The organism is Alteromonas sp. CI.11.F.A3 (assembly GCF_032925565.1).
GTDB lineage: Bacteria > Pseudomonadota > Gammaproteobacteria > Enterobacterales > Alteromonadaceae > Alteromonas.
In genome coordinates, this window is record NZ_CP136708.1 from 3,001,128 (window position 1) to 3,015,576 (window position 14,449).

Genomic DNA, 14,449 nt, shown 5'->3' on the forward strand with positions numbered 1-14,449 from the left:
ATTATTTAACTTCCATACTTATTTGATGCTCTGAATAATTTCTCTGAACGCTCGGGTTAGCAAAAACAGTACCTAATGCCAGCGCAAAAAATATTAAGCCTTCAATATTCCATAGTGGCATCGTAGCCATATTCATTATCATAAAGCCGATTATCGAGAATGCTAAGATTTTGCCAAGTGGTTTATTTGAAAGGTTGAAAGACACAGTCAGAATATATGCTAACAATCCAATAAAGGATATAAAACCAAAGTAGCCATACTCATATACGTAAGAAACATATGTGTTATGAGCATATAAATCGAACTTATACTTCCATGAGTCTGGGCCAAAGCCAAAAATTTGGTGTAGTAAATCCGCGTTGGTAAACGCGTTAATATATTGACTCCAGATGTATACCCGCGCAGACATAATATCCTGCTCAGCATCGCTAAAATACATTGGAGCTTTAAAAATAAGGTCAAGATTTCCAACCAGTAGTCCCACATCAGCGAAGCGCTCTTGCATTGATAGTGACAGAACGAAAAATAATATAGCGAGAACCATAGTAACGATTGTCAGAACTGGAGCCTTCTGAGAGGGCTTTAAGCGCTGTTCGACTAAGGTAAAATAGAAAATTGCAGCTATTGGCAAAATCGTAAGAATGGCAGTTCGGTAGTTAACTAACACAAGAAGGACAACTGCTATCGTGAATAGAGTAGTTCTGAAACTAATCGCGTTTCTGTTGACTAAACCTAAAACAAATATGAACGACACTACAATCATAGAAAACGCAGCTTCATGATTATAGCCACCTATATAGCTAGTAGAGCCGTCAGCTTCAGTAGCTTTAGCTTCCCCTAAGATTATCGATAAAACTTGTAAGGTTACTGGCATTATAAACGCTACCAACAACTTCTTAAATGTTTCATTCTGCCCTTGGCTTCTGATAGACAAAAACAGAGCACCTGCCAACACTAAGAAATAACACCATTTAACTAGTACATTTATGGTGCCTGGGATTTGCATATTCACGAACCCGCTCACGGCAATGGCGGTGAAAAACATATAAAAAGGGAATAGTTTTTTTAACGTAAATACAGCGGTAGGAATAAGCAACAGCCCCAGTCCTGCCACACCTATACTGCCTAAAGCATTCAATGAAAAACCGGCCACTAAAGAAGGGTAAGTAATAGTATGAAATGCAGATAGAAAATAACGTAGCCAAATTGCACAAATGGCAAAGGCTAAATATTTATTACAGTTACCGGTAATGGTTCTATAAACCATAATTAGGCTTACCACCCCTACCAGTAGTTTGATTGCTTCAAACATAATTAATTAGTCATCTTTTTCTAGAATGGCACTTACACGCTTATGAAAAGCTGCATAAGAAAATTGCTGCGCGCACGCTTGGCTTTTCGCTACATAACGCATTCTGTTAGCGCTACCTTTAAATAATACCAATGCATCGGCAACACCTTGTGCGTTATTTAACTCACACAGTATGCCATTCTTTTCCTCGCTGGCTCCAGAAACTTGGTAAGGGTATTGTTCAGCAATAATTTCAGCCGGGCCCGATTCACAATTTGTCGCAATAACCGGCTTGTCTAAACACATGGCTTCCACTATGGCATTGGGAAAACCTTCTGCATTGCTGGTTGAAACAAAATATTCTGCTTTGGCTACATACGGGTAAGGGTTTGGCTTAAAGCCTAAGAAATGTACTTTATCTGCTATGCCTAGTGTTTTTGCTAGCCCTTTAAGCATGGCTTCTTCATCGCCTACACCAAGAATAACCAGGTCTTCAACTATATTGGCTTTCGCATAAGCGTTTAGTAACAGTGAAAAGTTCTTGTTTTTAACTAACCGCCCTACCCCAATAATATATGGTGCCTTGGGAATGTCGGTTACCTCTTCACTCGCAAGCTCATGAAGCTGAGCAATATCGTACGGGTTATACAATAAGGAAATTTTTTGTTCAGGCACTGCGTAATTTTCAATTAAATCGGCCTTTACGCCCTCAGACACCGCTACAACATTATGGGCACGCTTATACAAAAGCTTAACTAAAAATCGGCTTATAGCATCTTTTAAACCGCCTGATAAATGGCTAGTGGTATTCACTCGCTCACTAATAATGGCGCGGTAGCCTAACGATCTTGCTATCGCAATATTTAAGAAGTTGCTTCGTGTTAAGAAGCTGAAGCATACTTGCGGATTAAGGGTTTTAAGTAGCGGTTTTAATTGTTGGTAACCGGCTTTTAAGCTGCCATTGCTGGTAAGCACCGTTTTAGTAACATATGGTGGGCACTGCTGGCTTTCTTCCAGCGTGTCTAAAAGCACAAGGTGAACGGGTACGTTTGCGTGGGAAAAGTAATCTTCCATAATTGCTAGCAGCTTTGCCATTACCCGTTCAGCGCCACCGCCTTCAAGGGAATTAATTATAAACACCACGGGGCGGTTACTTTTCAGCATGAAACTTCGTTATCCTTGTCATTAGACTAAATGCTAAAGGTAAGTTTAGCACAGCTCAAAATTGGTTTTGTAGTAAAATTACAACATTACAACTAGTAGCACTTTTGCTCTATTGTGAATAACTGGTGCGAACACTAGGGGTTTGGGTTAAAACCTAACTGTTTGTGCAGCTGTTTCTTTTTAAATTATCTTTATAAGCTATCTTTTAAGCTGACTTATTAACTATATTCGCATAGTAGTAATTAATGTTCAGGCTATATACGGTTACTATTATTGTATACGGTTTCTACAAGTATTATTCAGAATGCCATTCATGAAACATGCCAAATATTAATGTTAGTGATTGTACCAACGATACTACGTTGAAAACACTTCCAACTTTTCTATAAGTTTGACATTATCAATTTACTGCCACATTTTTAATATACTATGAAGTGGTTAACTTTTTTTTACAGTTACTTTTTAGTGAATTCGTTTCACTTAGGTGCATTAAGGCTCAATTGGCATGGCAACTCGCAACGCGTGTAAAAATTACCGCCGAACCTGTATTTATGCTCTAACGGGGTTGCTTTTTAGTGCGGTATCGTATGTTGTTGCACAACAAAAAAATATATTCACCCCAGCAGTCTATAGCCGAGTTGAAGCGCTGTTTGGTAAAAATGCCTCTTCTGATGTAGCAAAGTGGCGACAATTAGTTACCAACAGTCAGAACGAAGATATTGATGAAAAGCTTTATCAGGTAAACCGTTTTTTCAATCGGTTTGAATTTGTGGACGACCTGAAGCATTGGCGTCAACCCGATTACTGGGCCACGCCTATCGAATTTATTGCAACAGGTGCGGGCGACTGTGAAGATTATTCTATTGCTAAGTATTTTTCGTTAATAGAACTTGGCATTCCTGAATCGCAACTTCGCCTTATGTACGTGACCGCGTTAGAATTGAACCAACCCCATATGGTATTAGCCTATTATCCAAGCCCTACCTCTATTCCGTTAGTGCTTGATAATATTAACCGCCGTATACTACCTGCAAATAAGCGACGTGATCTTGCGCCCGTGTACAGTTTTAATGGTGAAGGTCTTTGGGCTGCAAAGTCTATGGGAACAGGCAGAAAATTAAGAGGCAGCGGCCCCATGAAAATGTGGGACGACATGATAGATCGTTTAAACAGCGTAATGCTCGGAGATACACAAGAACAATGAAATTATCTACCCAACTAAGCGTTAGCTTGCTCATTTTTTTACTGGCCGTGTTCGCCGGTTCTTTTTTTATTAACGTAAAAATGACCAAAGAATATGTGAATGAACAATTGGCTACCCATGCACAAGACACCGCCACCTCTTTAGGTTTGGCTATGGCGCCTTATCTGTCACAAGAAAATGGCCAAGCAGTGGCCGAAACTATGGTAAATGCCATATTCGACAGAGGTTACTACCAAACAATTTCGTTAAAAGATGCCAATGGCGAAACGCTCATTATTAGGCAAAACCCGAATAAAATAGACACGGTACCGAATTGGTTTACAGAAGCGGTGCATGTAACCCCTCCCGTAAAAGATACCGAGCTGAACGATGGCTGGACTATCGCAGGGCAGCTTTCGGTACAAAGTCACCCAGGGCTTGCTAATGAAAAGCTTTGGGATAGCATTACGCAAAGTGCACTTATGTTTTTTATTGCCTTTGTAATCGCCTACTTAGTGCTGTTGGTTATTATTCGTCAAATTACTAAACCTCTGGAAATAGTGACTGAAAAAATTGGCGATATTCAAAATCAAAAATTCTCAGAAATTGATTACCAACCGTTTACCAAAGAGTTTTCTTTTATCACGCTAGCCGTTAATAAGCTGTCTAGAGCAGTAGAAAGCATGTTTAAAGAACTAACTGCACGAGCTGAACAGTTTAAGGCCATTGCTTATGGCGACAGCCTAACAGGCCTTTCTAACAGAAATGCCTTCAATCGACACATGAACGCACTATTAAGTGGCACGGCTACGGTAGAAGAAGGTTATGTGGTTTTAGTTAGGTTAACGCAGCTAGCACGGGTAAATAACCTTCTTGGCGGTGCCGAAGGTGATGAATATGTAAGTGCGGCTGCAAAAAAACTGAAGCTGGCTGTAATGCAATTTCCAGATAAAGTGACTTTATTTAGAGTGTCGGGTTCTGACTTTGCCTTACTTATGGAAGCAGTATCGCAACAAGAATGCGAAAAAAGACTGAAAAGCCTTAGCGATGAAATTAACAAAATAGATTTTCTTAAAGATGGTGACAAAACTGCCTGGATTGGTGCCGCTAAATATTCAAGTGAAAATAGCTTTTCCGAAGTGATGGAAAAAGCGGATAGCGCTCTGTTGGCAGCAACAAAGCTAGACAGAGGCTGGCAGTTTGCTTCAGAGCTAACGTACATACATAGCAATACTGAATGGCGCGAAAGGCTAAACAACATACTATTGCAGCAGTATGCCGACATTTTAATTCAGCCAATTTTTAGTACCGAAAACAAAGCGCCTTGTTATTACGAAGGGTTTGCGCGCTTTAAAGATATGTCTACCAATACAGATATACCCATGTCGCAGCTAATACCAGCATCGGAGCGACTTCACTTAATACCCCAAGTAGATAGGCTTGTAACGTCTTTAGTGGTGAGTAAATTAATGGCATCGCCACATACTGTGGCAGTGAATATTGCTACTGCGTCAATTGCGAATGCCGACTTTTGCCAATGGCTAAGTGGTTACCTTATTGAAAACAAATCGTTATGCGATAGATTAGCCTTTGAGATTGAAGATTCAGCTATTATTTATTACCGTGAAGCAACCCTTAAATTTTGTGAAATGGTTAAACGTGCAGGATGCACCATTACTATTGAACATTTTGGCGACAATCTTGCATCATTAAGTGGGTTAAGGGCTATTCAGCCCGACTTTGTAAAAATATCCGGCAAATTGACCAAGGATATTCATGAAGACAAAGACAATCAGTTATTTGTTAGCAGCCTAGTAAGTATTGCTAATGGGTTACAAATTAAGGTTATTGCTGAGCTGGTTGAAAGCGAACTTGAAAGTAATGCGCTTAATAAGCTGCAGGTTGTTTATCAGCAAGGCTATCACTTTGCTAAGCCTACAGCATGGCGTCTAGGGAAGTAAAAAGCTAAGACAAGGGGCGTTCATTTGGTATACAATACCTCATGTATGCAAACAGAATTTTTGAAGTAGGAACTATTATGCGTAATAGATTTATTTTTTCTTTAGTAATGAGTGTGCTTATTGCTATTTCGCCAGTAGCTATTGCGCAAGAAAGTGCAGGTAGCGTTCCAGGTTTGCAAATTAGAAACCAGTTATTAACCGTTATTGATAATGGTACTCCAGCTGAAGAAGCGTCGGTTACCGTTAGTAACGATGTGCTTGCGAATGGCAGTGTTGCTATTCCGGCTGAAAGCTTGCCTTTTTTACAGACTAACCAAGCTGCGTTTGAAAGCATGGTAGGTTTATTGGTAGATAACGCAACTGGGTTTGAATTAGCTATTGCTGGTTTTGGTGCATTACCAGAACAGTCATCAGAAGTGGTTACCATTGCGATGATTATGTTTCCAGAAGATGCCAACGAAATTTATAACGTTGCATTGCAAACGGGCGTAATTAGTGCCGAAGACGCATTGTTAGCTGCAATTAATGCAGGCATCGATACCTCTACCCTTACCGCTACTGCGGCGGGTGCTGCTGGCAACGACGTATCACCACTAGGTGTGGGCACAGGCGCTGCTGGTGCGGGCGGTGGCGATACTACTGTTTCAGCGAACTAAGTTATATTGTAATTAAACTCTGTGTTAGCGATCGTTAGTGGTAGTAATAAATGGCGATATTAAATGCTGAGTGTTAATAATAGAAAAACCGAAAAGCTTCTTTTCGGTTTTCTTTTATTTACCCTTTTTTGGCTGCCTATCCCTTTAGGGGCCAATCGCCCATGGGCTTGGGCCCTTATGCAAATTTCTATTTTTTGTATAAGCGCATCATTAATGGCCTTTCACTTTCGCACCGTTACTGTTGTAGTTCGCCAATATCGTGTTTTCGTTCTGCTATGGGTTTTGTTTCTTGCTTGGCAGCTACTAAACTTAATTCCCCTGCCCGCTTCACTTGTTTCCAGCCTACGACCAGAAAAGCTATTACCCGAATACGCAAATGTACCAACTGGTGCTAGTTGGTTACCGCTTAGTTTTGATGTAGGCCAAAGCCAAATTGTTTTTTTGAAATCGCTTTGCTATTGCTTGTTGTTTTTCAGTGTATTGGCATTGGTACGCTCTACATCACGGCTGAAATTTGTATTAATAACCATTAGCGCAAGTGGCATATTTCAGGCCATTTATGGGTCGCTTGAGGTGTTATCAGGTATTGAGTACAGCTTAGTGTTTAAGCAATCTGTTACCCACATTGCTACCGGCAGTTTTATTTACAAAAACCATTTTGCTAATTACTTATTGCTTTCTTTAAGCGCGGCACTAGGCTATTTAATAGCGAGTTTAGGGGAAGACGATGGCTTGTCTAAAAGAGAAAGATTGCGGCGGTGGCTAAAGTTTTGGTTAGGTAATAAAGTGCTGTTTCGTATTGGTATTATTATTATGGTTATTGCATTAGTAATGTCGCGTTCAAGAATGGGGAATACGGCATTTTTTGTTAGCATGACTATAACCGCAGCCCTAGGTTTGTGGTATTTCAAGCCTAGACAAAAAAGCTATGTAGCCTTGTTTATAAGCATGCTCGTTATCGACATTATGATTGTAAGTAGTGTATTTGGTTTAAACGAAGTGAAGCAACGCCTTGAACAAACCGATTTAACCAATGAGAGCCGAGACGAAGTAGTTACCGACGTACTGCCCTTGTTAACGGAATACCCGCTAATAGGTACAGGTGGGGGAACCTTCTATACCGTTTACCCTCAATTTCAAAGTGAGAGTATTCAGCACTTTTACGATCATGCTCATAATGAATACTTACAGTTTAGTATTGAATTTGGCGTTATTGGCGCACTGTTTATGGGCGTATTTGTACTGTGTTGCGGCATAAATGCATTCAATGCTTTTCAGCAACGCCACCACCCTCTGCCACGTGGAGCGGCATTTGCGTGTTTCATGGCTATTATTGGTATGGCCATACACAGTAGCGTAGACTTTCCCTTACAGGCTCCAGCTAACAGTGCGATATTTATTACGTTGCTGGCATTAGGGGCAATGAGTAATCGTATTCGGGTTCGTAAATCAACATCGCGCAAATGAACCTCATATAATTAGGATGCTGCTCAAGCGCCTAATTAAGGGCTTATTTATGCATATACTTATTAATAACATTATGGATAGTGCAACGTGGTTTTAAAAGTTAATCACCCCATTCAGGAAGAACCCAACGTTAAGCATATGCTAGAAAGAATGCCCAAGCATGTGGCTAACTCTTTTAGTGAAGAACAGTTAACCCATATTAATACCGCATTAGCAGGCAGGCGTTGGGGTAAGCATAAATTAGATTTAAGGGGTACCCTTGGTATTGGCCACAGCCGTTTTTATTTTGTACTTTTAGGTGGCAAAGATAAACGTGACCCTTCACGTATTGAAAGTAAAATTGGCCAACTTACTTTGGCGTTTGGTTTCACCCTATTTATTCTATTCTCGCTACTAGTAGGTATGGTTTTGCTGTACATATTAAAATCGTGGCTAGGCATTAATTTGTTTGAGAGCTTTTCGCTGGGATTGTGGGATTGGTTTAAAGCTACGTTTTAAGCAAAGGCATTATAAAGATAGTTTACACATGGCTATGCAAAGCTAATGAAAATGCTAGTAACGGCATGCTTCTACCGGTAAGTCCAACGGTAATAAATGAACCTAAATACTGCTAGTGGTACGTGATGCAGTTGGGAATGCGTTTTCTTACCGGGTAAGAAGCCAAGCGCATCCATCTGCATGCGGGCTCTTCTGCGCTGTATTTAACTATACTTTGAACAATTGCTTCTCTGCTATGGGGGTTTGCCAACCCTAATTTCATATGATGTTTTAATGGTTGAATAACGTTAATGTATTCAGGCGATCGTGCCGAAAAATTGGCTAAGCCATATTCCACTATAAATTTGTGTACTACGGCGTCTTGTGGGCCTGACTGAGCCGCTTTATTCATATATTGATAGAAAGTATCGTCTACTTCATTAAGCTTCCATTTAACCGACGCTAAGCCTATCCAACTAGCTGGCCAGAGTGGCCGTAGCGATAAACTCTGCTGGTAATTGGTAAAGGCCAGTTTCAAACTATTCGTTTTGTCACTTTCAGTAGCGCTTTGAGCCGCACTTTGAGAAACAAAGGCTTGCCACTCATAAAGCTGCCCACGCATTTGATAATACAATGCGTTATTTGGAAACATGGAAATAGCAGAATCTATTTTGGTGATAGCATCGCTTACTTTACTTTGTGTAACCAGCTCAGGTTTACTTTGCCATGCTTCTAACTGGTTGTTTACACGATAGTAATAGTTTCCCGATACGAAAAACTGAGCACTCCATATTACGCCCCAGGCGGCGGTAATAAAAAACACGGTACGCACAACACGTTTTATCAATAATTGATTGTTGTTGTATACGTTAGATAAGGTCACTACTTGCCCCTACTATCTTACCCGGTGTAGTGACGAAAACTTGCTGGGCGTAGGCCGCGTCTACCGCCGATACCACTGCAAATGCTTCGCCCATATCGTTAGGTCTACGAACAGTATCGTGGGTATCAGAAGCCACTACATGAAAACTTTTATTGGCAAGTAGTGTTAGCGCAAAGTTCTGCACTGGCTCACTGAATCGGCCTGTAAGTGCGCCAGCCGTTACTTGAAACCAGCACCCTATGCGCTGCAACCACTCAAATTTGTGTTGCTCACGTAGTAGCTCTCGGTTTCGCTCTGGGTGTGCAATAAGCGGCTGTACGTTGTTTTTCAATAACCACTTAATTAGCGGTTCTAGCCCCGAAGGTATATGACTATGAGGCATTTCAAGCAGCATCACCTTTTTGCCATCAATATCACCTAAAAACGGAACGGCGTTTTGCTTTATCCAAATAGGAATGTGTTCTGACACGCGAAGCTCTGCCGCGTAAGACAATTTAAGAGGAATATGTTGGCGTTGAAGTTCTAGCACCAGTTCATTGTACGCGTTTTCAATAATAGCAGGGGTATTATCGAAAAAGCCGGGGTGAATATGAGGGGTACAAACTAAGTGCGTAACACCGCACTCAAGCGTTTGTTTGGCCATGTCAATCGACATGGCCATGGTTCTGGCACCATCATCAATACCAGGTAATATATGACTGTGAAGGTCTATCAATTAATTTTTAGCTGTCCTTATGACTAGTATAATCATACTGATCATAAAACCCGCCGTACCTCTGTGCTACATCAGACTTTCGTAAGTCTACTTGATTTAGCACTACCCCATCAAGGCGATGTCCAACTTGTAAGAAACGAGACAACCCAGTATTGATCACTTTCTCGCTAGTACTGTCGGCGCGCACTACATAAATAATAGAGTCGCACGAGTTAGCAATAACCATTGAATCACTTACTGCTTGGGTAGGCGCAGTATCAACTACCACATATTTATATTGGGTTTTTAATTCTTTAATTAATGCATCGAACCCTTTATCGGCAAGAAGCTCTTGTGGGTTAGAAGGTATGGTACCGGCAGAAAGAATATCAATATTCGCCTGCTCATCACGCACCAAGCATTCATCAAAACTGTGGGTTTTAAGAATAAGGTTAGCCACACCGGGTTGGTAATTAGGAATATTAAATTGCTTACCAATGCTCGGGCGGCGTAAATCAGCATCTATCAATATGGTCTTATCTAATTGCCCTAACGCGAACGCAAGGTTAATAGATACGGTAGTTTTACCTTCTTTAGGCACGCTAGAGGTAACCATAATAGCTTGGTTGTCTTTATCTAAATTCAATAACGACAAACTAGTACGTAAGGTTCTAACCGACTCGGCAAACTGATGTTTTTTACCATCAAAATAAGTACGAATAGGTAAATTGGTTTTCTTCTTATGGGCCAACCATGGAATTAACCCCAACATACGCTGGCCTAATTTACGTTCTACGTCTTCTACAGAACGGATACCGCTATTTAGCGTTTCCATGGTAATAGCTAAAAACACGCCAAAACCAATACTGAATACGAAAGCCGCACCAATCAAAAGCTTTTTATTCGGCTCAGAAGGTTTAGATGGAACAACTGCGCTATCTAACACTCTAGCGTTAGCTGATTCAAAACCACCCAACTCATCGGTTTCTTTCAATCGAGTAAAGAACGAATTATACAGTTGCTGGTTAATATCAACATCACGCTGAAGTGCTTTGCGCTCATTATCTAACGCAGATAAGCCACGGAATTCTGCTTTCGCTACTTCTACTTCTTGCTTCAGCTGCGCTACGCGCTGTTCTGAAACTTGATACTGGGTAGTAATACTAGAAATAAGGTCGCGAGTTTGCGTATTTAAGGTTTCACGAATTGAAGAAAGCTCGGCATTTGCCGCAATCATTTTCGGGTGTTTAGGGCCGTACACTTTGCTAAGTTCAGACACGCGAGTCATGGCTTTGGCTTCGTCGCGGCGCACCCCTTGAATGGTAGGGTGATTTAGTACTTCTGGTAACCGTGCAATGTCTTCAAGGGTAACATTGTTACGCGTTTGTCTGTATATAACTGCATTTAATTTAAGTGCAGTTTGTGCATCAAGCAATTGTGAACTCAAACGCTCTAGTTCGTCAGCAGCAAGGCCAACTACACCGTCTATATTCACCACTTGGTTACGCTCATAAAATTGCGCCAAGTTCTTTTCAGCAATATCTAACTTGTCTTTCAAACCTTCTAAGCTTTCAGTAAGAAACGACGTTGCTTTTGCTGTCATGTCTAGTTTAGCTTGAAGGTAGTTTTCAATGTATACATCGGCAATAGTATCGGCAATTTCCGCCGACAACGAAGCAGATTCAGTGGTTACTGAAATCTTCATTACCTGCGTGTTGTCTACCATACTAACTTCTACGGCGCGCATTAACCTGAACACGGCCGAACGTTTTTTTGCTGCGATAATTTGTGCTTCGGTACGCTCTACTACTTCTTTTTGAGGAAGAAATGGCAGCATATCTTTCGCACTAGCAAGAAGCGAATCTACGATACCAGGGCCTTCTTTAGGCGGCATGAATTTATCGTTTAAGTGTAAGTTCATGCCCTCTACGGTGCGTTCTGCTATTTGGCGCGAGCGTAGTATTTCGTATTGGGTTTGCATGTAATCTTTACGCTTAGTATCTAAGCCATACACTTCTTCAATTGACACCACATTTGCGTTTTCGGAATCGACTAATATGGTAGTAGACGACGTGTACAGTGGCGTCATACGCATTACCAGCAAAGCCACCAATATGGTAAACGCAATGGCTAATGAAACTATACGGAAAGCGTAGCGTTTCAGAATTCCAAGGTAGTGTGCAATATCGATAGTTTCGCTATCTAACACACCGTGATTAACATCATCCCTATTAATTACTGCCATGTTGTTTTTATATCCTGAAATTCTGTTAATTAGAAAAAGCGTTGATTTACGGTAATGATGTCACCGGGCTGAATCATATCGCTTACCGTAACGGTAAAACTGCGTGATGTGCCATCTTTTTCTCGAACTATAGTTATTTTGTCTCTTGCTGCTCGTTCGGTATAACCGCCAGCTAACGCAGCGGCTTTATTAACCGACAAACCAGGCTGATAAGGGTAACCACCTGGGCGTTTAACCTCACCGTCTATAAAGAAGGGGCGGTAGTCAATAATCGTCACCGACACTGAAGGGTTTACTAAATAATCCCCTTTTAAGCCTTCATAAATAAGCTGTTCTACTTCGCCTAAGGTTAAGCCTACTAATTTTACTTCACCCATAAACGGGTAGTTAATAGTGCCAACATCGGGCAAACGTACTTCCATCGATAAATCGTCTTGCCCAAATACGTTAATACTTACTCTGTCACCTGAGCCCAATTGATAGCGGCTCATACTCAAATTACCTTCTTGTGCTATAGCATTGAACGACATCACTACAACAAAAAGGAATGCGAAAATACTGTTTACACGTTGCTTCACAAGCTAACCTCAGCAGATAATCCAATTACACTTCTGTCGTAACCAATAGTATCTCGGTTACTGTCTCTGTCATTTAATGTGTAGTATAGAGAAAAGCTTAAATAACGACGTGCTTGATAGTTTAATGCAGCAGTATAACGCATTAAATCATCTTCACGATTAGCAATGCCTTCGTCGTCTAATACATACTCATCACTATATCTACCAATACTGGCCGTAGTGCTTAAGCGCTCAAGCCATTCATGATCCCAAGACACTGTGTAATCACGGCCGCTAATAAAGTTACCTTCACCGTTGGTTTCACGTGTATCGGCACTGGTAGCGAAACGAAATGTAGAATACGTTAAGGGTTGCCAATCAATTCCTGCTTCCCAGTTAACGTCGTTAAAAGTACTACGAGTCGCTGACTCAAAATCTCTTTCTGTATAACCCACTTTAGCAAAGCCAGTTGTTGCGGCGGTACTTTCCCACTTAACACCCGCTAAAATACGCATTACATCACTATCTCGGCTTTCAGCAGCAGACTCTTGACGGTCATAACGAACATACGTATTGGTTACATCTAACACTAAGGCTGTTGCTGGCGCAATTTTATAGGCGAACTCTGCGCCTATCTTATTACTTGCTCTATCTCTAAGTAGGTAGGCCTGTTCTTCTCGGTCATAATCTAACGTTTGGCGACTTGTCTTAAGGGTTAGCATCCCGTTTGACGTTAACGCACCGTAGCTGTATTCAGCACCGGCATACATACTTTTAAAGGTATCAGGCGAAGTAATATCGTCGCCGGCCCCTAATGAAAAACCCGTACCTCGATCTTCATGACCATCTTCATATTGCGCAGTTCCACTTAGGCGATGACGACTATTTAGCTCGTATTCACCGGTAGCCTCAACAAAATGGTCAGTGTAGTCATCTGCACTGCTTGAAAAGTACACACCGCGCTCTAAGCGGTATCCAAATTGAACGGGGTTGCCATCAATTTCGGTTGCCGCAATAATTTCTGGCGAAAGCGTTGCGCGCCAGCTGTAAATTTTAGGTTCACCATCACGAGCATAAGCAACGTTATCAACGTAGCTCAATGAAGAGTTGAACGTGGGGATAATGTCGAATTGGCCTGCTTCAATACGGCCAGCCTCTTGTGCATTCGATATGGCGCTAATTACCGACAGTGCAACAAGGCTTGTTGTCCTTTTAAACATACTCGCTCCTAAAATTTTTTTGGTCTTATTATGGGTAAATGTTGGGGTAAAACAGTGCAACATCTGCTTGCTTGCTCAAAAAAACAACACCAACCACATTTATTTAACCGATTTGAGTGTGAAATTCATAATCTTTGCGCTATATGCCATCTAGCATGCTAATACTGTGCCATACAGTTTAACGAAACAATAAATGAAAATTTTCGTTACTTTTTATCAGCCCTAATCAACTTGTACGTATCTGCTAAACATACCCCGTATATATTTCAAAACCTACCCATCACCACTGCTAGCATAGCGAATGAATATTGCAGCAATGTGTCTAGATTACGGGCTTACCTGTAAGTTGAGGCAACTTTTCAACCCCGTTAAAGCGACGTTTTCAGGTTGAAAGTTAATAGATTTATGGCACGCAGTATAAAGATAATTAGTTATCTTACAATATCATTTGAAGAATTGCTTTCAATAGTTTTGTAATAAAATTACAACTTGCTTATACTATAGTTAAGCTGAAAGAGTGGTTAATATCGCTTAGTTAGCTTTTTGTTAGCTTGGCGTGGTTAAGCCCCTCTTCCTGTTTTCAATTTTGCTTTCAAAGCTTTTCGGTACAAATCTTGCTTTAGTTTAACTAATCAGCTTAAAAAGTAATTT

General features: G+C 40.9%; 12 protein-coding genes. 5 read left to right on the forward strand and 7 right to left on the reverse strand.

Annotated elements, in window-relative coordinates; translation table 11 throughout:
* Position 1 precedes the first annotated feature (1 nt).
* Positions 2 to 1,312, reverse strand: coding sequence for an O-antigen ligase family protein (locus R1T43_RS12930; protein WP_317349500.1), 1,311 nt, complete (start codon positions 1,310 to 1,312; stop codon positions 2 to 4).
* A 6-nt stretch (positions 1,313 to 1,318) separates the two neighbouring features.
* Positions 1,319 to 2,455: a glycosyltransferase gene (locus R1T43_RS12935; RefSeq protein WP_317349503.1), complete on the reverse strand. Its 1,137-nt coding sequence runs from the start codon at positions 2,453 to 2,455 to the stop codon at positions 1,319 to 1,321.
* A 505-nt stretch (positions 2,456 to 2,960) separates the two neighbouring features.
* Between R1T43_RS12935 and R1T43_RS12940 the strand changes: the two genes are divergently transcribed.
* The 5 genes from R1T43_RS12940 (at position 2,961) to R1T43_RS12960 (ending at position 8,220) form a co-directional block, all read left to right on the forward strand.
* The gene (locus R1T43_RS12940; protein ID WP_317349506.1) at positions 2,961 to 3,659 is read left to right on the forward strand and encodes a transglutaminase-like cysteine peptidase; all 699 of its coding nucleotides are present in this window, start codon (positions 2,961 to 2,963) and stop codon (positions 3,657 to 3,659) included.
* A complete protein-coding gene (locus R1T43_RS12945; protein WP_317349509.1) occupies positions 3,656 to 5,599 on the forward strand; it encodes an EAL domain-containing protein in 1,944 nt (647 codons plus the stop codon). The genes R1T43_RS12940 and R1T43_RS12945 overlap by 4 nt, the downstream gene beginning before the upstream one ends.
* 77 nt (positions 5,600 to 5,676) lie before the next feature.
* Entirely contained in the window at positions 5,677 to 6,255 is a 579-nt protein-coding gene (locus R1T43_RS12950) for a hypothetical protein (protein WP_317349513.1), read from the forward strand.
* Positions 6,256 to 6,468: 213 nt separating this feature from the next.
* A complete protein-coding gene (locus R1T43_RS12955) occupies positions 6,469 to 7,722 on the forward strand; it encodes an O-antigen ligase family protein (RefSeq protein WP_410548974.1) in 1,254 nt (417 codons plus the stop codon).
* An 87-nt stretch (positions 7,723 to 7,809) separates the two neighbouring features.
* Complete coding sequence (locus tag R1T43_RS12960; protein ID WP_317349519.1) at positions 7,810 to 8,220, forward strand: 3-phosphoshikimate 1-carboxyvinyltransferase; 411 nt, start codon at positions 7,810 to 7,812, stop codon at positions 8,218 to 8,220.
* A 112-nt stretch (positions 8,221 to 8,332) separates the two neighbouring features.
* On the opposite strand, the gene R1T43_RS12965 is transcribed toward R1T43_RS12960, so the two are convergent.
* Genes R1T43_RS12965 through R1T43_RS12985 form a run of 5 tightly spaced genes read right to left on the reverse strand, consistent with a single transcriptional unit; the run spans position 8,333 to position 13,798 of the window.
* Positions 8,333 to 9,082: a VpsP family polysaccharide biosynthesis protein gene (locus tag R1T43_RS12965; RefSeq protein WP_317349522.1), complete on the reverse strand. Its 750-nt coding sequence runs from the start codon at positions 9,080 to 9,082 to the stop codon at positions 8,333 to 8,335.
* The gene (locus R1T43_RS12970; RefSeq protein WP_317349525.1) at positions 9,069 to 9,797 is read right to left on the reverse strand and encodes a tyrosine-protein phosphatase; all 729 of its coding nucleotides are present in this window, start codon (positions 9,795 to 9,797) and stop codon (positions 9,069 to 9,071) included. Before R1T43_RS12970 ends, R1T43_RS12965 begins: the two co-directional genes overlap by 14 nt.
* Positions 9,798 to 9,804: 7 nt before the next feature.
* Entirely contained in the window at positions 9,805 to 12,021 is a 2,217-nt protein-coding gene (locus tag R1T43_RS12975; protein ID WP_317349528.1) for a polysaccharide biosynthesis tyrosine autokinase, read from the reverse strand.
* 29 nt (positions 12,022 to 12,050) lie between these two features.
* Positions 12,051 to 12,551 (reverse strand): polysaccharide biosynthesis/export family protein, encoded by a 501-nt coding sequence (locus tag R1T43_RS12980; RefSeq protein WP_057796218.1) that lies wholly within the window; start codon positions 12,549 to 12,551, stop codon positions 12,051 to 12,053.
* A 44-nt stretch (positions 12,552 to 12,595) separates the two neighbouring features.
* A complete protein-coding gene (locus tag R1T43_RS12985) occupies positions 12,596 to 13,798 on the reverse strand; it encodes an outer membrane beta-barrel protein (protein ID WP_317349533.1) in 1,203 nt (400 codons plus the stop codon).
* Positions 13,799 to 14,449: the final 651 nt, after the last annotated feature.